The organism is Streptomyces sp. NPDC007264 (assembly GCF_042869095.1).
Taxonomy (GTDB): domain Bacteria; phylum Actinomycetota; class Actinomycetes; order Streptomycetales; family Streptomycetaceae; genus Streptomyces.
Map to the genome: position 1 here is coordinate 136,666 of NZ_JBIAFD010000018.1, position 23,874 is coordinate 160,539.

18 protein-coding genes, 1 pseudogene and 1 riboswitch are annotated in these 23,874 nt (G+C 72.4%); of the genes and pseudogenes, 10 read left to right on the plus strand and 9 right to left on the minus strand.

Features of this window, described 5'->3' with window-relative positions:
• Positions 1–5: 5 nt before the first annotated feature.
• The 3 genes from ACFYMU_RS27250 to recQ all read left to right on the plus strand — a co-directional run bounded on the left by ACFYMU_RS27250 (position 6) and on the right by recQ (position 5,557).
• Positions 6–1,577, plus strand: a complete 1,572-nt coding sequence (locus ACFYMU_RS27250) for an NADH-quinone oxidoreductase subunit M (RefSeq protein WP_388378351.1) — start codon at positions 6–8, stop codon at positions 1,575–1,577.
• Positions 1,574–3,223, plus strand: a complete 1,650-nt coding sequence (gene nuoN / locus ACFYMU_RS27255) for an NADH-quinone oxidoreductase subunit NuoN (protein ID WP_388378354.1) — start codon at positions 1,574–1,576, stop codon at positions 3,221–3,223. Before ACFYMU_RS27250 ends, nuoN begins: the two co-directional genes overlap by 4 nt.
• Before the next feature lie 255 nt (positions 3,224–3,478).
• Complete coding sequence (recQ, locus tag ACFYMU_RS27260) at positions 3,479–5,557, plus strand: DNA helicase RecQ (protein ID WP_388378357.1); 2,079 nt, start codon at positions 3,479–3,481, stop codon at positions 5,555–5,557.
• A gap of 31 nt (positions 5,558–5,588) precedes the next feature.
• On the opposite strand, the gene fahA is transcribed toward recQ, so the two are convergent.
• Positions 5,589–6,815: a fumarylacetoacetase gene (gene fahA / locus ACFYMU_RS27265; RefSeq protein WP_388378360.1), complete on the minus strand. Its 1,227-nt coding sequence runs from the start codon at positions 6,813–6,815 to the stop codon at positions 5,589–5,591.
• A 355-nt stretch (positions 6,816–7,170) separates the two neighbouring features.
• On the opposite strand from fahA, the gene ACFYMU_RS27270 reads away from it, so the two are divergent.
• The gene (locus ACFYMU_RS27270) at positions 7,171–7,992 is read left to right on the plus strand and encodes an HAD family hydrolase (RefSeq protein ID WP_388378363.1); all 822 of its coding nucleotides are present in this window, start codon (positions 7,171–7,173) and stop codon (positions 7,990–7,992) included.
• On the opposite strand, the gene ACFYMU_RS27275 is transcribed toward ACFYMU_RS27270, so the two are convergent.
• Positions 7,976–8,473 (minus strand): transglycosylase SLT domain-containing protein, encoded by a 498-nt coding sequence (locus tag ACFYMU_RS27275; protein ID WP_388378366.1) that lies wholly within the window; start codon positions 8,471–8,473, stop codon positions 7,976–7,978. The two genes, ACFYMU_RS27270 and ACFYMU_RS27275, sit on opposite strands and share 17 nt — an antisense overlap.
• Before the next feature lie 4 nt (positions 8,474–8,477).
• Positions 8,478–8,643, minus strand: a riboswitch (cyclic di-AMP (ydaO/yuaA leader).
• 369 nt (positions 8,644–9,012) lie between these two features.
• Positions 9,013–11,136: a CocE/NonD family hydrolase gene (locus ACFYMU_RS27280; protein WP_388378419.1), complete on the minus strand. Its 2,124-nt coding sequence runs from the start codon at positions 11,134–11,136 to the stop codon at positions 9,013–9,015.
• A gap of 388 nt (positions 11,137–11,524) precedes the next feature.
• Here ACFYMU_RS27280 and ACFYMU_RS27285 point away from each other — a divergent pair, with 388 nt between their 5' ends.
• The 4 genes from ACFYMU_RS27285 to ACFYMU_RS27300 all read left to right on the plus strand — a co-directional run bounded on the left by ACFYMU_RS27285 (position 11,525) and on the right by ACFYMU_RS27300 (position 16,394).
• Positions 11,525–12,535 carry a polyprenyl synthetase family protein gene (locus tag ACFYMU_RS27285; RefSeq protein WP_388378368.1) on the plus strand — a complete coding sequence of 337 codons (1,011 nt, stop codon included), beginning with the start codon at positions 11,525–11,527 and terminating at the stop codon, positions 12,533–12,535.
• Between the two features lie 504 nt (positions 12,536–13,039).
• The gene (locus tag ACFYMU_RS27290) at positions 13,040–14,314 is read left to right on the plus strand and encodes an outer membrane lipoprotein carrier protein LolA (protein WP_388378371.1); all 1,275 of its coding nucleotides are present in this window, start codon (positions 13,040–13,042) and stop codon (positions 14,312–14,314) included.
• A gap of 144 nt (positions 14,315–14,458) precedes the next feature.
• Positions 14,459–15,454, plus strand: coding sequence for an ABC transporter ATP-binding protein (locus tag ACFYMU_RS27295; RefSeq protein WP_388378373.1), 996 nt, complete (start codon positions 14,459–14,461; stop codon positions 15,452–15,454).
• Positions 15,441–16,394: an ABC transporter permease gene (locus ACFYMU_RS27300; RefSeq protein ID WP_388378376.1), complete on the plus strand. Its 954-nt coding sequence runs from the start codon at positions 15,441–15,443 to the stop codon at positions 16,392–16,394. The genes ACFYMU_RS27295 and ACFYMU_RS27300 overlap by 14 nt, the downstream gene beginning before the upstream one ends.
• Here ACFYMU_RS27300 and ACFYMU_RS27305 read toward each other — a convergent pair.
• From ACFYMU_RS27305 to ACFYMU_RS27315, 3 genes are all read right to left on the minus strand, one after another.
• Positions 16,384–16,989, minus strand: coding sequence for a flavodoxin family protein (locus tag ACFYMU_RS27305; protein WP_388378379.1), 606 nt, complete (start codon positions 16,987–16,989; stop codon positions 16,384–16,386). The genes ACFYMU_RS27300 and ACFYMU_RS27305 overlap by 11 nt on opposite strands.
• 175 nt (positions 16,990–17,164) lie before the next feature.
• Positions 17,165–17,704, minus strand: coding sequence for an NUDIX hydrolase (locus tag ACFYMU_RS27310; protein ID WP_388378422.1), 540 nt, complete (start codon positions 17,702–17,704; stop codon positions 17,165–17,167).
• Positions 17,705–17,706: 2 nt separating this feature from the next.
• On the minus strand, positions 17,707–18,252 hold the full coding sequence (locus ACFYMU_RS27315) for a hypothetical protein (RefSeq protein WP_388378382.1): 546 nt from the start codon (positions 18,250–18,252) through the stop codon (positions 17,707–17,709).
• 572 nt (positions 18,253–18,824) lie between these two features.
• Between ACFYMU_RS27315 and ACFYMU_RS27320 the strand changes: the two genes are divergently transcribed.
• Complete coding sequence (locus ACFYMU_RS27320) at positions 18,825–20,780, plus strand: hypothetical protein (RefSeq protein ID WP_388378384.1); 1,956 nt, start codon at positions 18,825–18,827, stop codon at positions 20,778–20,780.
• Positions 20,781–20,851: 71 nt separating this feature from the next.
• Here ACFYMU_RS27320 and rarD read toward each other — a convergent pair whose 3' ends face one another.
• Positions 20,852–21,913, minus strand: coding sequence for an EamA family transporter RarD (gene rarD, locus ACFYMU_RS27325; protein WP_388378387.1), 1,062 nt, complete (start codon positions 21,911–21,913; stop codon positions 20,852–20,854).
• A 138-nt stretch (positions 21,914–22,051) separates the two neighbouring features.
• Positions 22,052–22,906: an SDR family oxidoreductase gene (locus ACFYMU_RS27330; protein WP_388378389.1), complete on the minus strand. Its 855-nt coding sequence runs from the start codon at positions 22,904–22,906 to the stop codon at positions 22,052–22,054.
• 89 nt (positions 22,907–22,995) lie between these two features.
• On the opposite strand from ACFYMU_RS27330, the gene ACFYMU_RS27335 reads away from it, so the two are divergent.
• Positions 22,996–23,397, plus strand: a complete 402-nt coding sequence (locus ACFYMU_RS27335; protein ID WP_388378392.1) for a winged helix-turn-helix transcriptional regulator — start codon at positions 22,996–22,998, stop codon at positions 23,395–23,397.
• A gap of 36 nt (positions 23,398–23,433) precedes the next feature.
• On the opposite strand, the pseudogene ACFYMU_RS27340 reads toward ACFYMU_RS27335, so the two are convergent.
• Positions 23,434–23,874 (minus strand): annotated as a pseudogene (locus tag ACFYMU_RS27340) (2-oxoacid:ferredoxin oxidoreductase subunit beta); the annotation flags it as partial.

Sequence of the window (23,874 nt, forward strand, 5' to 3'; positions counted from 1 at the left end):
TAGCGATGTCCTTTCCTCTGTTGACAGCGACGGCGGCGCTCCCGGCCGTGGGGGCGATCGCCACCGCCGCGGTCCCTGCCGCACGGCGCACCGCCGCGAAGTGGCTGGCGCTGCTCGTCTCGCTGGCCACGCTCGCGCTCGCCGCGGTGGTCATGGTCCGCTTCGAACCGGGCGGCGCCCGCTACCAGCTCACCGAGTCCCATGCCTGGATCAAGGACTTCGGGGTGCGGTACGAGCTGGGTGTCGACGGTATCGGGGTGGCGCTCGTCGCGCTGACCGCGCTGCTGATCCCGTTCGTGATCCTGGCGGGCTGGCACGACGCCGACCCGCTGGAGACCGGAAGCCGGCGCTGGCGGCCGACGCAGGGCTTCTTCGCCCTGATCCTGGCCGTCGAGGCGATGGTGATCCTCTCCTTCGAGGCCACCGACGTCTTCCTCTTCTACATCTTCTTCGAAGCCATGCTCATCCCGCTGTACTTCCTCATCGGCGGCTTCGGGGACCACGCCCACGAGCACGGGGAGGAGGCGGCGGCCACCCAGCGGTCGTACGCCGCCGTGAAGTTCCTCCTCTACAACCTGGCCGGCGGCCTGATCATGCTGGCCGCGGTGATCGTCCTCTATGTGCAGGCCGGGAACTTCTCGCTCCCGGAGATCGTGCAGGCGCGGGCGAACGGCTCGTTCCACATGGCGACCAGCACCGAACGCTGGCTGTTCCTCGGCTTCTTCTTCGCCTTCGCCGTGAAGGCGCCGCTATGGCCGCTGCACACCTGGCTGCCCAACGCCATGGGTGAGTCCACCACCCCGGTCGCCGTGCTCATCACAGCGGTCGTCGACAAGGTGGGCACCTTCGCGATGCTGCGCTTCTGCCTCCAACTCTTCCCGGAGGCGAGCAAGTGGGCGACGCCCGTCATCCTCGTCCTGGCGGTCGTCAGCATCATCTACGGCGCCCTGCTGGCGGTCGGCCAGCGGGACATCAAGCGGCTGGTGGCCTACGCGTCGATCTCGCACTTCGGCTTCATCGTCCTGGGCATCTTCGCGATGACCAGCCAGGGCCAGTCGGGCGCGACGCTGTACATGGTCAACCACGGAATCTCGACGGCTGCCTGGATGCTGGTGGCGGGCTTCCTCATCTCGCGCCGTGGCTCGCGTCTGATCGCGGACTTCGGCGGTGTGCAGAAGGTCGCGCCACTGCTCGCCGGGACGTTCCTGGTGGGTGGCCTCGCCACGCTGTCCCTGCCGGGGCTCGCGCCGTTCGTGAGTGAGTTCCTGGTCCTGGTCGGCACGTTCACGCGCCACCCGGCCATCGGGATCGTCGCCACCTTCGGCATCGTCCTCGCGGCGCTCTACGCCCTCGTCCTCTACCAGCGGACGATGACGGGCCCGGTGAAGGCGGAGGTCGCCGAGATGCCGGACCTGCGCGTACGCGAACTTCTGGTGATCGCCCCGCTGATCGCGCTGCTGATCTTCCTGGGCGTCTACCCGAAGCCCGTCACCGACATCGTCAACCCGGCGGTCCAGCAGACCATGTCGGACGTACACCAGACCGATCCCAAGCCCGAGGTGGAGGCGGCCAAGTGAGCACAGCAGTCGTCCACAACCTGTGGACAACCGCGGCCGATCCGATCTCGAAGATCGATGCGCCGAAGATCGAATACGGGCAGCTGTCACCGACGTTGATCGTCATCGGTGCCGCGCTCGTCGGGGTGCTGATCGAGGCGTTCGTGCCGCGCAGGTCCCGCTACTACGCGCAGGCCTTCGTATCGGTCGTCGCGCTCGTCGCGGCGTTCGCCGCGGTGGTGGCGCTCGCCGCCAACGGATACGGCACCACGAAGGCCCACATCGCGGCGATGGGCGCGATCGCGGTCGACGGACCGTCCCTGTTCCTGCAGGGGACGATCCTGCTAGCCGGTCTGCTCGGCGTGTTCACGTTCGCCGAGCGGCGCCTCGACCCGGAGGCCCACGGCAACCGCGTCGACTCGTTCGCGGCCCAGGCCGCGTCCGTACCGGGCAGTGACAGCGAGAAGGCCGCCGTGAAGGCGGGGTTCACCACGACCGAGGCGTTCCCGCTGCTGCTGTTCGCGGTGGGCGGCATGCTCGTCTTCCCCTCGGCCAACGACCTGCTGACGCTGTTCGTGGCCCTGGAGGTCTTCTCGCTGCCGCTGTACCTCCTGTGCGCGCTGGCCCGCCGCAAGCGGCTCATGTCGCAGGAGGCCGCCGTCAAGTACTTCCTGCTCGGCGCGTTCGCCTCCGCGTTCACGCTGTTCGGCATCGCGCTGCTGTACGGCTACGCGGGCTCGGTGTCGTACGCGGCGATCGCGCGGGTCGTCGAGGGCACGGTGCCCAACGTCGACCCGGCGCTCGCCAACACCATGGGCAATGACGCGCTGCTGCTCGTCGGCGCCGCGCTGGTCGTGATGGGGCTGCTGTTCAAGGTGGCCGCGGTGCCGTTCCACATGTGGACGCCGGACGTGTACCAGGGCGCGCCGACCCCGGTGACCGGCTTCATGGCGTCGGCGACCAAGGTGGCGGCGTTCGGCGCGCTGCTGCGGCTGCTGTACGTCGTCCTGCCGGGCATGCGCTGGGACTGGCGGCCGGTGATGTGGGCGGTCGCGATCGCCACCATGCTCGGCGGTGCGATCGTCGCGATCACGCAGACCGACATCAAGCGGCTGCTGGCGTACTCGTCGATCGCGCACGCGGGATTCATCCTCGCGGGTGTCATCGCGACGACACCGGACGGCGTGTCCTCGGTCCTCTTCTACCTCGCCGCGTACTCGTTCGTGACGATCGGCGCGTTCGCGGTGGTCACCCTCGTGCGCGACGCGGGCGGCGAGGCCACGCACCTGTCCAAGTGGGCCGGGCTCGGACGCCGGTCCCCGCTGGTGGCGGCCGTGTTCGCGGTGTTCCTGCTGGCCTTCGCCGGCATCCCGCTGACCTCCGGCTTCGCCGGGAAGTTCGCCGTCTTCAAGGCGGCGGCGGAAGGCGGAGCGACACCACTGGTCGTGATCGGTGTGATCTCGTCGGCGATCGCGGCGTTCTTCTACATCCGGGTGATCGTGCTGATGTTCTTCAGCGAGCCGAATCCGGAGGGCCCGACGGTGGCGGTCCCCTCGCCCCTGACGATGACGGCGATCGCCGCGGGCGTGGCGGTGACGCTGGTACTGGGCGTGGCGCCCCAGTACTTCCTGGACCTGGCCAGCCAGGCGGGCGTCTTCGTCCGCTGACCCGCACCGGCACGGAACGGCCCGGCACCCGCTCAGGGGTGCCGGGCCGTCGTGTCTGCGGGAAGACGAGGCTCGCGTCGATCAACTGCGTGTGCGGCGGAAGGCACCGTGGGGACAAGGTCCTGTCGGTCGCCCGATGCCATCGAACGGTGACGCAGCGGAACGGGTCGAGTCTGTGGACAAACCCGGAGGCTGTCGGCGGCGGCGCCTATCGTGGATGCAGTGGGTCGAGGGACGACGTGCGGGGGACGGGCGATGGACGGGACGGGCGGGATGACCGAGGCGGGTGGGATGACCGGAGCCGGCGTGAGGCCGGCGCCGGACGAGGGCAGCGAGGCGCTCGCCGCGCTGCGCCGGGTCTTCGGGTACGAGGCATTCCGCGGTGAGCAGGAAGCGATCATCGAGCATGTGGTGGCCGGCGGCGACGCCGTCGTGCTCATGCCGACCGGCGGCGGCAAGTCGCTCTGCTACCAGATCCCGGCCCTGGTCAGACCCGGCACGGGCGTGGTGGTCTCCCCACTGATCGCGCTGATGCAGGACCAGGTGGACGCGCTGCGGGCGCTCGGTGTGCGCGCCGGATTCGTCAACTCCACGCAGGACTTCGACGAGCGGCGCGTGGTGGAGGCCGAGTTCCTGGCCGGCGAGCTGGACCTGCTGTACCTGGCCCCGGAGCGGCTGCGTCTGGAGTCCACCCGCGATCTGCTCTCGCGCGGCAAGATCTCGGTGTTCGCCATCGACGAGGCGCACTGCGTGTCCCAGTGGGGCCACGACTTCCGCCCCGACTACCTGGCCCTGTCCCTGCTGGGCGAGCGCTGGCCGGACGTCCCCCGGATCGCGCTCACGGCGACGGCGACGCGGGCGACGCACCAGGAGATCATCCAGCGGCTCGGCATGCCGGCGGCGCGGCACTTCGTGGCGAGCTTCGACCGGCCCAACATCCAGTACCGGATCGTTCCGAAGGCCGACCCCAAGAAGCAGTTGCTGGCGTTCCTGCGCGAGGAGCACCCGGGCGACGCGGGCATCGTCTACTGCCTCTCGCGGAACTCGGTGGAGAAGACGGCGGAGTTCCTCACCCGCAGCGGTGTCGAGGCGGTGCCGTACCACGCGGGACTGGACGCGGGCACGCGCGCGGCCCATCAGTCCCGCTTTCTGCGCGAGGACGGCCTCGTGGTGGTCGCGACCATCGCGTTCGGCATGGGCATCGACAAGCCGGACGTGCGGTTCGTCGCCCATCTGGACCTGCCGAAGTCGATCGAGGGCTACTACCAGGAGACGGGCCGGGCGGGCCGCGACGGGCTGCCGTCCACGGCCTGGATGGCCTACGGGCTGAACGACGTCATCCAGCAGCGCAAGCTGATCCAGTCCGGAGAGGGTGACGAGGCGTTCCGCCGCCGCGCCCAGGCGCATCTGGACGCGATGCTGGCCCTGTGCGAGACGGCCCAGTGCCGCCGCGGCCATCTGCTCGCCTACTTCGGCCAGGACCCCGAGCCGAGCGGCTGCGGCAACTGCGACACGTGTCTGGTTCCGCCCGACACCTGGGACGGGACGATCGCGGCGCAGAAAGTGCTGTCCGCCGTGTGGCGGCTGCACCGGGAGCGGCGGCAGAAGTTCGGCGCGGTGCAGATCGTCGACATCCTGCTGGGACGGCGCACGGCCAAGGTGATCCAGTTCGACCACGACCAGCTGTCCGTCTTCGGTATCGGCGAGGAGCTGACCGAGGGCGAATGGCGGGGTGTCATGCGGCAGTTGCTGGCGCAGGGGCTGCTGGCGGTCGAGGGCGAGTACGGCACGCTGGTGCTGACCGAGGAGAGCGGTGCGGTACTGCGGCGGGAGCGTGAGGTGCCGCTGCGCAAGGAGCCGAAGAAGCCGGAGGTGCCCCGGTCGTCGGGCTCGGCACGGCCCGAGCGCAAGGCGAAGGCGGCCGCCGCCGAGCTGCCCCCGGAGCTGCTGCCCGCCTTCGAGGCCCTGCGCGCGTGGCGTGCCGAACAGGCCCGGGAGCAGGGTGTCCCGGCGTACGTCGTCTTCCACGACGCCACGCTGCGGGAGATCGTCATGCGCCGGCCCGGTTCGGTGGCGGAGCTGGGCACCGTCGGCGGGGTCGGCGAGAAGAAGCTGGCCACGTACGGCGAAGGGGTGCTCGGGGTGCTCGCGGCCCTGGGCGGCCCCGCCGAGGCCGCCCCCGCCCCCGCCCCCGCCCCCGCCGAGGCCGCCCCCGCCGACGCCGACGCCGACGCCGACGCCGACGCCGACGCCGACGACGGCGCCGGACCCGGCCCGGAGCCGGACCGGGACATGGGGCAGGAGCCGGAGCCGGAGCCGGACGACTGGTTCTAGAACGGCGCCGGGCCCCAGCGCCCGGCGCGCCTCAGCCCGCGGTGTCCACCGCCGGTACCACCCGGCCTGTCACCTCGCCGAGCCCGACCCGTGTCCCGTCCGGCCCGGGCGCCCACGCCGTCAGCGTGACCACGTCCCCGTCCTCCAGGAACGCCCGCTTGCCGTCGGGGAGTTCGAGAGCGTCGCGGCCGTTCCAGGTGAGTTCGAGGAGCGAGCCGCGTTCGCGCTCCGCCGCGCCGCTCACGGTGCCCGAGCCGTACAGGTCGCCCGTCCGCAGCGACGCCCCGTTCACCGTCATGTGGGCCAGTTGCTGGGCCGCCGTCCAGTACATGGTGGAGAAGGGTGGCCGGGAGACGACATGGCCGTTGATCGCGACGGAGATGCGCAGGTCGTAGCCGGCCGGTTCCTCCCGCGCGTCGTCCAGGTACGGCAGCAGCGGATGGGTGCGCTCCGGCGGCGCCACCCGCGCCTGCTCCAGCGCGTCCAGCGGGGTGATCCACGCCGAGACCGATGTGGCGAACGACTTGCCGAGGAACGGCCCCAGCGGCACGTACTCCCACGCCTGGATGTCCCGCGCCGACCAGTCGTTGAGCAGGCACAGCCCGAAGACGTGGTCACGGAACGCGGACAGCGCCACCGGCCGGCCCAGCCGCGACGGGACCCCCACCACGAAGCCCACCTCCGCCTCGATGTCCAGGCGGACGGACGGGCCGAAGACCGGAGCGGGGTCCGTGGGGGCCTTCCGCTGCCCCTGTGGACGCACGACGTCCGTGCCCGACACCACGACGGTCCCCGACCGCCCGTGGTAACCGATCGGCAGATGCTTCCAGTTGGGGGTCAGCGAGTCCTCCGCGTCCGGACGGAAGATCCGCCCCACATTGCGGGCGTGGTTCTCGGAGGCGTAGAAGTCGACGTAGTCCGCGACCTCGAAGGGCAGGTGGAGGGTCACCTCGGACAGCGGGCGCATCAGCGGCTCCACCGTCTCCCGGTGCGCGGGCACCGTCACCCACGCCGTCAGCGCCCGGCGCACGTCCGACCATGCGGTGCGGCCCGCGGCCAGCAGCGGTCCCAGGGACGGCCGCGCCAGCAGGGAGGCGTACGGGGAGCCGAGGGCCTCGGCCGCCGCGCCGGCGTCGAGCACGTGGTCGCCCAGGCGGACGCCGACGGTGCGCTCGTCGGAGCCTGCGGGGGAGAACACGCCGTAGGGGAGGTTGTGCGGGCCGAAGGGGTCGCCCTCGGGGACGTCGAAGGGGGGCATGGGATGCTGCCTCGCTCTCGTGCGTTCCGGTGGTGCCGTGCAGGGGTGGTTGCAGGTGGTCGCGGCACACGTTACGGGTGGGCCGCCCGTCGTGGACAGCGTCTACCGGCTGCGGCGGCGGACGGACCCGCACCCACCGGACCGTTCTCCCACAGCTCCCAGCACCACGAGATGATCACGTGGCTGCGCGACCGCTTCGAAGGCGGGGTGCAGGTGCGCGAGTGATGCGCTTCGTGTGCTGCGGCACGGGGTTCGCGTCGTCGCGGCGGGTACGGCATCTGGCCGCGGCGCACGGCTGGATCCTCGTCCGGTTCGCGCCGAGCACGCCGGGGTGTTCCATCCGTATTCTCTGATCATGGCCGCACCCCTTGCATATGCACTCATCGCCACCGACCTGGACGGAACCCTGCTGCGTGGTGACGACACGCTCTCCGACCGGTCGAAGGCCGCGCTGGCGCGGGCCGTGGCGGCCGGCGCCCAGCACCTGGTGGTCACGGGGCGTCCGGCGCCCAGGGTGCGGCCGCTGCTCGACGACCTGGGCAGCAGGGGGCTCGCGGTGTGCGGACAGGGCGCGCAGGTGTACGACGCCGGCGCGGACCGGCTGCTGTTCTCCGTCACGCTGGACCGGGAGTTGGCGGAGACCGCGCTCGGCAAGGTCGAGGCCGAGGTGGGGCAGGTCTACGCGGCCGTCGACCAGGACGGGGTGCACGGGCTCACCCTCGTCGAGCCCGGCTACCGGATGCCGCACCCCACCCTGCCCGCGGTGCGGGTCGAGCGGCGCGACGACCTGTGGTGCGAGCCCATCAGCAAGGTGCTGCTGCGCCACCCCACCCTGTCCGACGACGAGTTGGCGATGGCGGCCCGCGGTGCGATCGGGTCGCTGGCGACGGTCACCATGTCGGGGCCCGGAACCGTCGAACTCCAGCCGTGCGGCATCACGAAGGCGACGGGACTCGCGCTGGCCGCCGAGCATCTGGGCCTGAGCCCGTCCCGGACCATCGCCTTCGGCGACATGCCCAACGACATCCCCATGTTCGACTGGGCCGCGCACGGCGTCGCCATGGCCAATGCCCATCCCGAACTCAAGGCGGTCGCCGACGAGATCACCCTGTCCAACGAGGACGACGGCATCGCCGTCGTCCTCGAGAGACTCTTCGGGGTCAGTACGCGCTGTTGACGTTGTCGATCGAGCCGTACCTGTGGGCCGCGTAGTTGCAGGCGGCCGTGATGTTCGCGATCGGGTCGTAGGGGTCGTACGCCGTGCCGGGCACGTGGTAGGTGCGGAAGGTCGGGTCGATGACCTGCAGGAGGCCCTTGGACGGGATGCCCTTCGCGGCGTTGCTGTCCCAGTTGTTGATGGCCCTCGGGTTGCCCGACGACTCGCGCATCACATTGCGGTAGATCCCGTTGTAGGACCCGGGAATCCCGTGCTTCGCCATGACGGTCAGCGACTGACGGATCCAGCCGTCGAGGCTGCCGCGGTAAGCCGTGGCGGTCGCCGGTGCGGCGGCGGGAGCGGCGGCCGAAGCGCTCGTCGCACCCACGACGGGAAGAGCGAGCACGGCGGCACCGGTCGCCGCGGCGGCGAGGGTGCGGCGGATGCGGGCGGCCTTGGACCGGTCGTTCCGACGGCGTGCGGGCAGGGCGAAAGCGGGCATGTCGTTTTCCTCTCCGGCGCCTGCGAGGTGAGCTGTCGGGTTCGGGCTGGGAGGTGCCCGGCCGTGTCCTCGGTTCCGAGGGCGTGGCTTCACCCCGAGCCGTTCCGGCGCGGTGTCCGGTTCGGCGACCTACCTGGGTCCCCCGCTCCTGCCGTCATCGGTCGATGGGCCCTCGAGCGGCGGCAGGATTCGGCGATCCGCTCGGGTCGAGAGGAAGGTAAGCGAGGGGAGATGTCGGGAACAAGCCGGAAGTCGCGGTCCAGCCGAAATGACCTTGAGATTCCGCAATGTGGATATTGGTCCCCCGTGGAGTCGGCAGTCAACATGCCCTTTGTAGAAGGAAAGTTGACTACATGACCGAAAAGAGCCATATAGTGGTGGCGTGACCGAATTCACTGGCGCCCTGCCGACGGTAAGGAACTTGGCGTTATGGGAAATCGGGTGCCAATTCGGGCAAATGGGGTGGAGGTCGCCGGCCCCCCCGAGGATCCCCGCACGCCTTCGATGTCCTGGTGGCGAAGGTCACAGGAAGTGAGCCCTTAATGCCCCCTATTCGGGCATTTCGCTGGTGCGGGGGAGGTGGGCGTCGTACGGGGAATCCGCGTCACCCATGTCCGGTGGAACACCACTTCGTCGCCGTCCCCGCAGACGAGCTCGTCCGACACGACGAACTCCGCCGCCGTGCAGACGATCCCGGAGTGCGTCTCCACCCTGGCGTCCCATCCCGTCTCCGGGCGGTGCATCCGCACGGACCGGTCCCAGCGGGCGCGGGCCGTCAGCGGGTCGGCGTCCTCGACGGTGTACGTCTCCCGGGCGTCCTCGGCGACCTCGAGACCGTCGGGGTACACCAGAACACCCTCCCGGCAGGGGGCGAGTTCCAGGCGCCACTCGCCCTTCGCCACGTCCCGGACCACCAGCCGGCTCGGGCGCGGTTCGTCGAGCGTGGCCGGGGAGCTGACGCCCAGCGGCTCGGCGTGCTCCGGCTCCCCGAACACGAGGGGCGGCCCCGACTGCGCCGTGCGCACGGGAAGTTCGAGCCGACTGCCCGACGGATCCAGGACGAGGCCCGCCTCCGCGCCCGGTTGCGGCCACAGCCACGGCCAGTACACGGAGGACACGGCTAGGCGGATGCGGTGGCCGGGCGGGAAGGCGTGGCCGGTGCCGCCCAGCTCGACCACCACGTCCTCGGTGGCCCCCGGGGCCCGGGAGGCCGTCCGGTCGCCGCCGGCACGCGCGGACAGGTCCAGGACGCCGCGGGTGACGAGGACCGACGTCCCGTCGGGCGCCACGTCGCACAGCCGGGCGACCACCTGCCCGCACGGCGCCGGGCAGGTCAGCCGCAGTCGTACCCGGGGCCGCCCCAGCACCCAGGTCTCCTCCTCCGCCCCGAACTCGAAGCACACCGACCTCGCGTCCTCCTCGCGCTGGTCGGGCGGCAGGTCCGCGTCGCCGCCGCGGGGGACGAAGCGGCCGGCGTCCAGACCGGTGTGCAGCGGGGACCGCACGGGCACAGGGGCGCCCCGGAGCGCGTAGGGGACCGGGGTGACGTTCGGCGACGGCCACGACGGCTCGCCGACCCAGCGGCCCGGCAGCCCCTCGCACCCGGCCGCGGGAGGGCGGGCGCCGGTGACGTACGCGCGCAGCAGCGGCTCCGCCATGACCCCCGTGTCCCTGCCCCTGAGCCAGTGGTCCCACCAGCGGAGGGTCTCCTGGAGGAAGCCGATCGCCGGGCCGGGCGGCAGACCGTGGTCGGGGTACGCGTGCGGCCACGGCCCGATCAGGCCCCGTACGCGGTCGGCCGGAAGGCGCTCCAGGAGGGCGAGCACGGTGTCCCGGTACGGGTCGTGCCAGCCGCCCACCGCGAGCACGGCGGCCCGGACCGCGCCGGCGTCCCCGGAGAGGGTGCCGTGGCCTTCTCGGGTGCCCTGCTCGCGCGGGTCCGCCCGGACACGGGCGGGAGGGTGGAGTGCCTCCAGGCGCCTGAGCCAGTCGTCGCGCCACACCGTGCCCACGTACCGGGGGTCCGGCGGCTGGGCCGCGAGACCGAGCACCGCCGCCGCCCGGGCGCGAGTGGGGCCGGAGAGGACGGAACCGCCGGGGTGCTCCGCGTCGCGGTCGCACGGGTGGCAGGGGCGGTACGGGTCGTACGGGTCGTACGGGTCATGCGGGTCGTACGGCTTGTACGTGCTGTACGGCTCGTATGGGTCGTACGGGTCGTCGGCGGGGCAGACCGCGACGACCGCCTTGAGCGGCTCCGGGGCGAGGGCGGCGACCCGGAGGGCGGCGGAGCCGCCCCGGGAGAGGCCGAACATGCCCACGCGGCCGTCGCACCAGGGCTGCGCGGCCAGCCACTCGACGACCTCGACGCCGTCCGAGGGCCCGGTCGCCCCGCCGGCGCCGGCGGGCGGCCCGTCCGAGTTGCCGTACCCGCGGGCGTCCACGCGGACGGAGGCGTAGCCGTGGCCCGCGTACCAGGGATGACGCTGGTGGTCGCGGGCCGCGGTCGCGTCGGTGAGGCGGCCCGGGTGGTACTCGAGCAGGGCGGGGACGGGCTCATCGGTGAGGGGCCGCCATACGCGCGCGTACAGACGGGTGCCGTCCTGGAGCGGGATCCAGACGTCGTCGTGGGCCGTTTCATGGGGGAAGGCCGTACGGATGCGCATGTGCCTGACCTCGGACTGCTGTTCGGACTGCTGCTCGGGCTGCTGCTCGGGCTCCCGGATGCCCGCCCTCGCCCTCGGCGGACCGGGCGCGCCGCGGCCGCACCCGACGGTGTACAGCACCATAGAAGGTGCACTTCGGGTATATCGGTAAATATCTGTTCGTATCGGCTGATCGAGAACATACCGTTCGTGATCCGATACCGCCCGGCCTGGAACAGCGGGCGCTCGTGGTGATCGAAACCTGACCGGATACGCTGACTTGAGTGGTGGCGACGACAGATCGACAAACGCGGTGAGCCGAGTCGACCGGCGACGTCATCGCCCCAGTGACCGTCCTTGAGACCGACCGTGTGAGCGTCAGCAGACGTCAGCAGACAGGAGACCCCTCGTGACCGTCGTCGGGCCGTTCGGGCTGAGCGTGCGGGACCAGGCTCTGGAAGCCGATGTCCAGGCCGGATTGGCCGCTGTCGAGGAGGGGCTGCTCGACGCCACCAAGAGCGAGGTGCCCTTCATCACGCAGGCCGCGCAGCATCTCGTGCGGGCGGGCGGGAAGCGGTTCCGGCCGCTGCTCGTGATGCTCGCGGCCCAGTTCGGTGATCCGTACGCGCCCGGGATCGTCCCCTCGGCCGTGGTCGTCGAGCTGACCCACCTCGCCACCCTCTACCACGACGACGTGATGGACGAGGCCGAGGTGCGGCGCGGGGTGGACAGCGCGAACACCCGCTGGGGCAACTCGGTGGCGGTCCTCACCGGCGACTTCCTGTTCGCGCGGGCCTCGCACATCCTGGCCGATCTCGGCCCGGAGGCGGTCCGCATCCAGGCGGAGGCGTTCGAGCGGCTGGTCACGGGCCAGATCCTGGAGACGGCGGGACCACGGGACGGCCGCGACCCGGTGGAGCACTACCTGGACGTGCTGGGCGGCAAGACGGGCTCGCTGGTGGCCGTGGCGTGCCGCTTCGGGGCGATGATGTCGGGCGCCGACGAGACCGTCGTGGACGTGCTCACGCAGTACGGCGAGCGGCTGGGCGTGGCGTTCCAGCTGGCCGACGACGTTCTGGACATCGCGTCGGACTCGCACGAGTCCGGAAAGACTCCGGGGACCGACCTGCGCGAGGGCATCGCCACCCTGCCCGTGCTGCGTCTGCGTGAGCGCGCGGAGCGCCTGGGGCTGCCCGAGGACATCGCCCTGTGCGAGCTCCTGGGCTCCGACCTCACGGACGACGCCCGGCACGCCGAGGCCCTCTCCCGACTGCGGGTGCACCCGGCGCTCGAGCAGGCCCGCCGTGACACGATCCGCTACGCGGAGGACGCGCGCGCCGCCCTGGCGCCGCTGCCCGAGTGCGGTGCGAAGGCGGCCCTGACGGAAATGTGCGACGCGGTGGTGCACCGGGCCGGCTGAGCCCGCCCGCTGCCCCCGCGTCGCCCGCGGCGCACCTCTGGCGGCGGGCCACCGTCGGTGATCGCCGGGAATGTGGTCCGGATCACTTCCCCGGGGCGGGTCCGGCGTCCGATCCGTTCGGCCCCGGGGCGAGACGGCGCACCGGCCTGATCGCCACCGGAGTCGCCGCTGCCGGGCGGACCATGTCCCCGTGCGGGGCTGAACCAGGAGTTCGCGCGTCCGGAGGCCGGGGAATCCCCGAAAGGCCCCGGGGCGGCGGCCCCCTGACGACCCCTACGGGTGGGTGGAGGTCCCGCCTTGCCATGTCATACCCCAGCAGTACGCCGAGTTGAGCCCGCGGTCTGACGCTTCCCCGCGGCCGTTTTGGTCAGATTGAGGCATCGACTTTCCCGGGGAGACCCCCCGGACCCCCCACCTGACAGGAGTTCGGGTGACAATGGCGGCGCAGGGGTGGACGAGTGCACTGACGGTAGGCCGCCGCCGACGACGGAGGTAAGGCAGACAATGGCACCGTACGAATCCGATCACAACGCACCCGCCGGGCAGGCGGAGGACGTACGCGACGGACGGCGCAAGGCCGCGCGGTACGTCGTTCCGGTCGCGGTGGTGGGGGTGGCGGCGGCGACCATCGGGCTTGTCCCGGCGTTCGCCGGATCCGGCGACCCCGACCTGCCGAAGATCAGCGCACAGCAGCTCATCGAGAAGATCGCCGCGTCGGACGTCCAGCAGCTGTCCGGCACGGTGAAGATCAGCACGGACCTGGGCCTGCCCAACCTGGGCGGTCTGCAGAACAGCTTCGCCTCGGGCGCCTTCTCCCGGGGCGCCGGAGGCGGCGGCAAGGACGGCTCGGCCGCCGACCCGAGCTCCAAGCTGCTCGAACTGGCCTCCGGGACCCACACGCTGCGCGTCGCCACGGACGGCCAGGACAAGCAGAAGCTCTCCCTCATCGAGAAGGCCGCCGAGTACAGCGTCATCCGCAACGGCACCGACCTCTGGGCGTACGACAGCGCATCCAACGAGGCGTACCACGCGACCGGCGCCGCCGACCGCAAGGACGAGCGGACGACGCCCCGGGACATACCGGCCACGCCCGGGGACCTGGCCCAGGAGGCGCTGAAGGCCGCCGACGAGACGACCTCGGTGACGGTCGACGGAACCGCCCAGGTCGCGGGCCGGGACGCGTACAAGCTGCTCATCAGGCCGAAGCAGTCGGGCACCACGGTCGGTGCGATCAGCATCGCGGTGGACGCGAAGAGCGGGATGCCGCTGAAGTTCACGCTGACCCCGGCGGCGGGCGGCGCGGCCGTCGTGGACGTGGGCTTCACCGAGGTCTCCTTCGCCAGGCCGGCCGCGTCGACGTTCGACTTCACGCCGCCCAAGGGCACGAAGGTCACCCAGGGGGACGACCTGCGGGCCGAGCGGGGGAGCAGGTGGCACGGCGAGGGCAAGGCCGCTCCCAAGGGTCTGCCCAAGGCACTGCCCAAGGACATGGAGAAGCCGGTCCCGGGTGCCGGGCCCGAGACCATCGGCGAGGGCTGGAACACGATCGTCGTCCTCGGCGACGGCAAGGGCAGGATGCCCTCGGGCGGCCCGGCGTCCGGCGACAGTGCGGTCTCCGGCTTCCTCGGCTCGCTCGGCGACCACGTCAAGGGCAAGTTCGGCTCGGGCACCGTGTTCTCCACCCGCCTGGTCAACGCCCTGATCACGGACGAAGGCAAGGTGTACGCCGGCGCGGTCACCAAGGACGCGCTGGTGAAGGCGGCGAACGCGGGGAAGTAGGCCCCGCGGGACAGGTCCGGCGGGACAGGTCCGGCGGGACAGGTCCGGCGGGACAGGTCCGGCGGGACAGGTCCGGCGGGACACCGGCGGGACAGGTCCGGCGGGGACGGCAGGAGCAGGAGAGCCCCAGGAGCAGGAGAGCCCATGGAGGAACTGTCCGCCGTGGAAGCGGAGCCGGAGGAGGCGGAGACGGCGGTGAGCGGACCGGAGGCCCCGGTCATCGCCACCCGCGCCCTCACCAAGCGCTACCGCGGCGGACAGCTCGCCGTGGACGGGCTCGACCTGACCGTCCCGGTGGGCAGCGTCTTCGGCTTCCTCGGGCCGAACGGCTCAGGCAAGACCACCACCATCCGCATGCTGATGGGCCTGATCGAACCCACCTCGGGCACGGCACGCGTCCTGGGGCGGCCCATGCCCCGGGCCGCGCGCGCCGTGCTCCCGCACGTCGGGGCCCTCATCGAGGGCCCGGCCCTGTACGGCTTCCTCTCCGGCCGCGACAACCTCCTGCGGTACGACGCCGCCGACCCCACCGCCGACCCCCGCACCCGGCGCGCACGCGTTGCCGCCGCGCTGGACCGGGTCGGCCTCACGGCGGCCGGAAGCAAGAAGGCGAAGGCGTACTCGCTGGGCATGAAGCAACGCCTCGGGCTCGCGGCGGCGCTGCTGCGGCCCCGCAGGCTCCTGGTCCTGGACGAGCCCACCAACGGCCTCGACCCGCAGGGCATGCGCGAGATCCGCTCCCTGGTCAGGGAGTTGGCGTCCGACGGCACGACCGTCTTCCTCTCCTCCCATCTGCTTGGCGAGATCGAGCAGGTGTGCACGCACGCCGCCGTGATGGCGCGGGGCCGGCTGATCACCCAGGGCGCGGTGCGGGACCTGGCGGCCGGTGCGCGCGGACGTCTCGTGGTGACCACCCCGGACGTGACCGACGCGGCCCGCGTCCTGAAGGAACAGGGCGTGGTCGACGTCACCGCGGCGGAGGACCGGGTGACGGGCGAACCACCGGACCGTGAACTGGCCGACGTGAACGCCGCGCTGGTCACCGCCGGCGTCCGGGTACGCGGCTTCGGAGTCGAGCGGGCATCCCTGGAGGACGCGTTCGTGGCGCTGACGGGAGAGGGCTTCGATGTCGCGGGCTGAGCGGGCCGCGGAGGCCGAGGGGGCCGCGGAGGCCGAGGGGGCCGAGCGGGCCGAGGCGGCCGGGCCGGGGCCGACCGGAACGCCCCGGCGTCCGAACCCCCTGTGGGCCTTCGGGCTGCTGCGCAGTGAGCTGGTGACCACCTTCCGGCGCTGGCGCACGCTCGCGCTGCTCGCCGTCCTGGCGGCCGTGCCCGTCCTGGTCGGAGTGGCGGTCAAGATCGAGACGAGCGACGGCTCCGGTGTCGGCGGGGGCCGGGGCGGCGAGGGCGGGCCGGCCTTCATCACCCAGGTCACCAACAACGGGCTGTTCCTGGTCTTCACGGCGCTCGCCGCGACGCTCCCCTTCTTCCTGCCGATGGCGATCGGCGTCGTCGCGGGCGACGCGATCGCGGGCGAGGCGAACGCCGGCACGCTCCGCTACCTCCTGGTCGCCCCCGCCGGCCGCACCCGACTGCTGCTCACCAAGTACGCGACGACCATGGCCTTCTGCCTGGTCGCCACCTTTGTCGTCGCCCTCTCGGCGCTCGCGGTGGGCGCGCTGCTCTTCCCCCTGGGCGACCTGACGACCATCTCGGGCACGCGCATCGGCTTCGCCGACGGTCTGGGCCGGGCCCTGCTGATCGCTCTGGTCGTCGCCGTGTCCCTGATCGGCGTGGCGGCCCTGGGACTGTTCGTCTCGACCCTCACCAACAGCGGTATCGCGGCGATGGCCACGACCGTCGGCCTGCTGACCACGGTCCAGATCCTCGACCAGATACCGCAACTGCACGCGCTCCAGCCGTACTTCTTCTCGCACTACTGGCTGTCGTTCGCGGACCTCATGCGCGACCCGGTCTACTGGGACGACCTCGTCCACAACCTGGGCCTGCAGGCCCTGTACGCGGCGGTCTTCGGCTCGGCGGCCTGGGCGCGCTTCACCACGAAGGACATCACCGCGTAGGACCGGACGCGGCGGCCTCGTACGGGAACCGCGCGAGCCCCCGCGGCCGCTCGGCGAAGAACGTCTTGGCGCGCGTCAGGGCCGCCGTGTCCTTCAGTACGTCGCCTGGGCTGCTGCCGTTGCCGAGCAGGACCCCGCCGAAGCGCATCTTCATGTACGCGGCGGAGTTGTTGAGCGTGCCGATCAGCGGCTCGGCGACCGACGGTTCCTCGCCCGCGAGCACGGTGACGCCCCACAGCGTGCGCCCGGCCAGGGTCGCCCTGAAGTCGAGGCCGGGGGTGCGCAGCCAGGCCGACCAGTGATCCAGGTAGCGCTTGGTGTGGGAGGACACCGAGTACCAGTACAGCGGCGAGGCGATCACGATGTCGGTCGCGGCCAGGGTGGCGTCCAGGAGCGTCGTGAGGCCGCCCTCCTCGGACTGTCGATGGTCCGCGTCGTGCCGCAGGTCGGCGAAGTCGGGGAGCGGGTGCTCGGCGAGCGCGATCCACTGCTGCTCGACGTCGGAAGGCAGTTGCTCGGCGGCCCGGCGGGCCAGCAACTCGGTGTTGCCGTTGCTGCGGGCGCTTCCGAGAAGGAAGAGGAAACGGCGATTCATGGGTCCCCCAGGGGCTGGATGGCATGCCACGGATACCTGTACACGCATTATATGCATGTGCAGATATCTTGGGGGAGTCCCGGAGTCCCGGAGTCCGGAGTCCCGGAGTTCGGAGTCCGGAGTCCCGTGCGGGCCTCGGTGCGGGCCTCGGCGTGGGTCTCGCAGAGTGCCCGGGTCAGCCCGCCGAGGGGATGATGTCCAGCAGCAGGGCCATGACACCGACGAGCGTGGCGCTGCTGACGATCTCCCGCCGCGCGATCATCCCGGCGAGCCGGGAGAGCGGGATCCATTCCAGGCGGTCCGATTCGTTGCGTTCGGTCGGTGCCCCGATCCACCGGGCGTCGTCCGTGCGGAACACCAAGTGACGGGCGTCGGTGATGCCGGCCGCGGGCTCGGCGTGGACGAGCGGCCGCAGCGAGCCCGCGCGCCAGCCCGTCTCCTCCTCGAGTTCGCGCCCCGCCGCCGCGTCGGGCTGCTCGCCGTCCTCCACGAGGCCCATCGGCAGCTCCCAGCCCCAGGTGTCGGTGACGAAGCGATGGCGCCACATCATCAGCACGCGCCGCTCGCGGTCGACGGCGGCGGTGACCGCCACGTCCCGCAGCCGGACCACGTGGTAGTCGCCACGCGTCCCGTCGGGCTGCTCCACGTCGAGCGCGCGCAGCCGCACCCAGGGCGTCTCGTACAGGGAACGCTCCCCGTGCACGGTCCAGCGCATGCTCACCGCTGCCCCCGCCATCCGCCCGACGGCGTGAACACGCCGGTCAGCCGGGCGAGTTGCTCACACTCGCGGGGCGGCTGGCCAGCCAGGTCGCCGATCCGCCAGGCCGGCACCCACGGCACTCGGTAGACGTCGATCATCGACTCGATCACCTTGATGCGCTGGGCGAGTTGCCGTGGCAGTCGGCCCGGCGCGTCCGCGACCAGCACGATGGCGTCGAGGTCGAGGCCGGGCGGCGCGTCGCCGCGCCGGAAGATATCGAGGGAGTGCAGCACGGCCCGCAGACCGGCGTCGTGCGTCCGTGCGACCAGGAGCACCGAGGCGGGTTCGCTCCGGTCGGGCAGGGGCCAGCCGCGGCCCGCGTCGAATCCGCCGAAGACCGTGGCGAGCGTCGAGGTGCCGGCCCCGCCGTGCGTGGCCACCCAGGAGAACCGCCGCGGAGCGGCGACGCCTTGGGCCGCCTCCGGCCGCGGTCCTGCGTCGTCCACCGGGCCGCGAACCCAGATCTCGGGCCCGCCGGGCCCCTGTTGCGCGATCCCCTGCATCGCCACTCTCCTCGGTCGGTCGTCGCACCCCCGATCTTCACGGCAGGACGGGGAGTTCGGTACCGGGGCACGGGTACCTGCGACGAGCCTGTGACGCTGCGGTGACGCGAGGCGGGGCCGCGCGCGGGACACTCGGATGCGTACATACGTCTCCGTACGAATGTCCGGAGCCGGAGAGCGAGGGGAGCCGATGCCGAGCGGGAAGGCGAGTGCCGTGGACAGAGCGCCGTGGGCCCGAACGGGCGTCGCGGGCCCATGGGTTGCGGCGCCCGCCACGGGCCCGGCGGATGCCTTCGGTGACGTCCGGGCCGGCTTGCGTACGCTGGTCCCCGGTGCGCTCTTCGTGGCGGACGCGGCGCCGACTTCTTCCTCCGCCACTGCCACCCTTTCCTCGACCGACCGACCCGAGTGAGGGAACGATGTCTCGACTCAGCCGCGAACAGAAGCGGGGGCGCTCCGCAGCGGGGGCAGCGTCCCGGGCGGGAGCGGGCTCCGGCGTGACCCCGATCGAGGTCCGGGTCCCCGCGACCGGGCGGGACGGGGTTGTGGGCGCGGGGGCCACCGTCGGTGGGATGCCCGTGGTCGAGGCGCCGGGCGAACCGGTCCAGCAGGCCGTTCTGAACTACCTCCACCGCCTCGCGCTCGCCACGGGCCACCCGGTCCTCGCCACGGTCCACGACGAACGGAGCGGCTTCGTCGTACCGATCCGGGTGTACGTCGACGGCTCCAGCGCGTTCACGGGGGAGCCGGTGCGCGTCGGGGCGCCCGCACCGGCCGCCGCGGGTGCGCCGGCGCCGGAACCGGGCGCGCCCGCACCCCGTGGCCCCTTCCCGCCCATGGCCGCGGGGCCCGCCGGACGTCCGGCACCGGCACCGGCACCGGCACCGGCACCGGCATCGGCACCCGCCGGCGTGACCGGCGCCCCCGCCTCTGCGCCCCGCGCGGCGGCCGAGGACGACGATCCGGTCCCGGCGGTCGCGGTCGCGGCACCCACCTGGCCGGTCGAGGGCCTGCCCGGCGCGGAAAGGCACGCGGCGGGAGGCGCGCCGTCCGTTCCCGCCGTGCCGGAGGCCGAGCCGCAGCGCCCGCGCCGCGACAAGCCCACGCATGTGCTGCGGGCGGTGGACACCCAGCAGCCGGCCCCGGGCACCACGGCCCCGACGTTCCCCCTGCGGGCGGTACCCGACCCGACGGCACCGCAGGCCGCGCGCCGCGCCGTCACTCCGGAACAGGCGCCCGCCGGGCACCGTACGCCCGGACACCACAGGCCCGCGGAGCATCCTGCTTCCGGCGCCCCGGCGTCCACGACCGACGCCCTCCCACCGTCGGAACCGGAGGGGGCGGACAGGGCGGTGGGGTCGGCGGAGGCCCTGGGATCCGCTGGCGCCCTGGGGGTCGCCGGGGCCGCCGGGGGAGCGGGGCCCGCCGGTTCCACCGGATCCGCCGGGTCCGGCCGGGACGGCGTCGCGCCGGGCCGGGACGGAGCGCCGGTCCGCCCCGGCGGCACCGTCGCCACGTTCGCCCTGCGCGCGGTTCCCGAGCAGGCGGCGCTGATCACCGCGACGCCCGGCCCGGCCCAGGTGCTGCCGGGCGCCTCCGACGACGGTGTTCCGCTGCCGCCGCGCGGCACGACCACGTCCGAGCCGCAGGCTCCCGGCACCGTCCTGCCGCCGACCGGAGCGTTCGGCCCGCCGTCGGCGACATCTGTCCGGCCGCCCGCCGGGCCCGTCGCGTCGCCGTCGCCCGTCACCACCGAGGCACCCCCCGCGCCCGCGGTCATGGCGAAGCCGCCGACCTGGCCCACGCCCGCCCCGTCGTCCGTGCAGACTCCCGAAGTGGTCGTGCCCCCCACCGCCGACGTGGACGGGGATCCCGTTCCCGCTCCCCGCCCCACCGCTGTTCGCCGCCCCGAGCCGAGCCGCAGGCACGCACCGCTCCTGTCGTTCGCTGCGAGCGCCGACGCGGAGGAGGACGAGGTCAAGGAGCCGCCCGTGCGGGAGTTCGACTCGGTGGCCGTGGCGGTCCTCGGGGACGAGTCCGAGGTCGTCCCGGCGGCCGGCGCGGGCGGGCCGGTCGCGGAGTCCATGGCCCGGATCAACGCGGCCGTGAAGCAGGGCCGCATCGAGGACGCCGCCCAACTGGCCGAGCGGGCCGTCGCGGAGTCCGCGTCCGAACTCGGCACGGACCACCCGGACGTGCTGCGCCTGCGCGAGCTCACCTCCTACATCGCCTATCTGGCCGGGGACCCCCTGCGGTCGTTCCATCTGTCACTCGACCTCGCCCGGATCCGCCACCGCCTGGGCGACCCGCGCGGAGCGTACGGCAACGTGCAGAGCGCGGCCGCCGCCTGGCGTGCCGTCCGCGACCCGATGCAGGGCCTGCACCTCGGCCGTGACCTCATCGCCGTCTGGACCGAGCTCGCCGCCGACGAGGGTCCCGCCGCGGACGACCTGGACCAGTTGGAGCGGGCCCGCGGCCGCATGGGCCGCCTCGCCGAACGCGCCCGCACCGCGCTCGGCGGCGAGTGACCCACCACGTGGTGGCCCGAAGGACCCGGAGACCTCGGCCGGCCGGGACCGGCCGGCCGAGGTCTCCGGGCCTACAGCGTCGTCTCCACCGGATCGGTCCCCGCCGCGGCACCGTCCGTCCGCTGCGGCGGGGTGCGCACCGCTCCGGCGGCGATGCCGGTGCCGGGTGAGCTGGTGCCGGGTGCGCCGACGCCGGGTGAGCTGGTGCCGGGCGCGCCGACGCCGGTCCTGAGCGCGCGGGCCGTCCGATGGGCCGTGCGCAGTGCGTCGCCGGTCAGCAGGGACAGCGCGAGCCAGACCAGCCCGAAGCCCATCCACCGCTCGGGCGGCATCTCCTCGTGGAAGTAGAAGATGCCCAGCAGGAACTGGAAGACCGGTGTCATGTACTGGAGCAGGCCGATCGTGGACAGCGGCACGCGGATCGCCGCGGCGCCGAAGCAGACCAGGGGGAGGGCGGTGACCAGGCCGGTGGAGGCGAGCAGCGCCGCGTGCCCGGGACCCTGGGAGGTGAACGTCGAGTCGCCCCGCGCCGTGAGCCACAGCAGATACACCAGCGCGGGCACGAACTGCACGGCGGTCTCCGCCGCCAGCGACTCGACGCCGCCCAGGTTGACCTTCTTCTTCACCAGACCGTAGGTGGCGAAGGAGAAGGCGAGGCAGAGGGAGATCCACGGCGGCCGGCCGTAGCCGATGGTCAGCACGAGGACGGCGGCGAGACCGACCGCGACCGCCACCCACTGGAGGGGCCGCAGCCGCTCCTTCAGCAGGAGCACGCCCATCGCGATGGTGACGAGCGGATTGATGAAGTAGCCGAGTGACGCCTCCACCACGTGGCCGGCGTTGACGGCCCAGATGTAGACGCCCCAGTTGACGGTGATGACAACCGCCGCGATGGTTATCAACCCCAGCCTGCGCGGCTGCCGCAGCAGCTCCCCGGCCCAGGACCAGCGCCGCATCACCAGCAGCGCCAGGGCGACCAGACCCAGCGACCAGACCATGCGGTGGGCGAGGACCTCCGCCGCCCCGGCGGGCTTCAGCAGGGGCCAGAAGAGGGGGACGAGCCCCCACATCCCGTATGCCGCGAAGCCGTTCAGCAGACCTGTTCGCCGCTCGCCCTTCGACTTCCCGGTCACGGGCCCCTCCTTCTCGCGTGGCTGCTTCCACGCAGCTCCCCGAAGGTAGCGCCGAGAGTCCCCGCCTGTCATGCTCGTATCGCCATACGGTCATGACAGGCGGAGGCCGCGGGGATGCCGGGGCCTCGGCGAGCGGGCTCACTCCTGGAGCGCGGCGGCGATCGCGTCGGCGATCGGGGTGGTGGGGCGGCCGGTGAGGCGGGACAGGTCGCCCGTGGTGACGGCCAGCTCCCCCTTCTCGATGGCCACGTCGACGCCCGCGAAGACCGCGGCGACCGGCTCGGGCATGCCGACACCCGTCAGGATGCCGGCGTAGACCTCGACCGGGACGGGGGTGTACGGGATCTGCCTGCCGGTCTGCCGGCTCAGCTCGGCGGCGTACTCGGCGAAGCTCCACGTGGTGTCGCCGCTCAGCTCGTACGTCGTGTTCTCGTGGCCCTCTCCGGTGAGCACCGCGACGGCGGCCGCCGCGTAGTCGGCGCGTGCGGCCGTGGCGAGGCGGCCCTCGCCGGCCGCCTGGACGACCGCCCCGTGCTCCAGGACGGGGGCGAGCTGCTCGGTGTAGACCTCGTGGTAGAAGTTGTTGCGCAGCAGCACATAGGGCAGGCCCGAGGCCAGGATCGCCTCCTCGGTACCCCGGTGGTCGTCGGCCAGCGTGGCCGTCAGGCTGCCGGGACCACTGGTGTAGGCGAGGAGCGCGACACCGGCGGCCCCGGCGGCGTCGAGGACGGCCCGGTGCTGGGCGACGCGGTCCCGGCCCACCTCGCTGCTGGAGATCAGCAGCACCTTGTCGCCGGCGGAGAAGAGACCGTCGAAGGTCTCGGGCGCGTTGTAGTCGGCGATCGCGACCCGGACGCCCCGTGCCGCCAGATCGGCGGCCTTCTCTCGGCTGCGCACGACGGCGGTGACCCGCTCGGCCGGAACCTTCTCCAGCAACTGCTCGATGACGTGACCGCCAAGATGTCCGGTGGCTCCGGTGACGACGATGCTCATGACGTAACTCCTCGTGGGCTGGTCCTGCCACTCACCCTAGGAGCTGCGCTAACTCATTGAAAGTACCCACTTTCAAGTAAGGTACAGGCATGACGGTAAGTAAGTGGGGGGCCGGAGCCGGGGCCAACGGCGAGGCGATGTGCCCGCACCGGCTGGTCCTGGAGCATGTCACCAGCCGCTGGGGCGTCCTCGTCCTCATCGCGCTGCTGGAGCGCCCGCACCGCTTCAGCGAGCTGCGCCGCGCGATCGGCAGGGTCAGCGAGAAGATGCTGACGCAGACGCTGCAGACACTGGAGCGCGATGGCCTGGTCCACCGGGACGCCCGGCCCGTGATCCCGCCGCGCGTCGACTACTCCCTCACCGAACTGGGCCGCGAGGCCGCCGCCCAGGTGAAGGCGCTGGCCCTGTGGACCGAGCGGCGGATGGACGACGTGGAGAAGGCCCGCAGGGCATACGACGAGGCCCGGGCGGACGGCGCCCGGGCCTCGTGAACCGGGTGGTGCCCCCGGCGGCGGTCCGGCCGTCGGCTAGCCGACGACGGTCCAGGTGTCGTTGCCGGTGAGGAGTGCGGCGAGGTCGCCTTTGCCGTTGTGCTCGATGGCGGTGTCGAGTTGGTCGGCCATGAGGGTGTCGTAGACGGGCCGTTCCACGTCTCGGAAGACGCCGATGGGGGTGTGGTGGAGGGTGGTGGGGTCGGCGAGGCGGGAGAGTGCGAAGGCGGTGGTGGGGCTGGGGTTGTGGGCGTCGTGGACGAGGAGCTGCGCCTCGTTCTCGGGGGTGACGGGGACGACCTTCAGGTCGCCGGTGGCCGTGTCCCGTACGACTCCCTTGGAGAGGCCGGCGCCGAAGCGGATGGGCCGGCCGTGTTCGAGGCGGATGACTGCTTCTTCGGCCTGCTGCTTGTCCTTGAGGGTGTCGAAGGCGCCGTCGTTGAAGATGTTGCAGTTCTGGTAGATCTCGACGAGTGC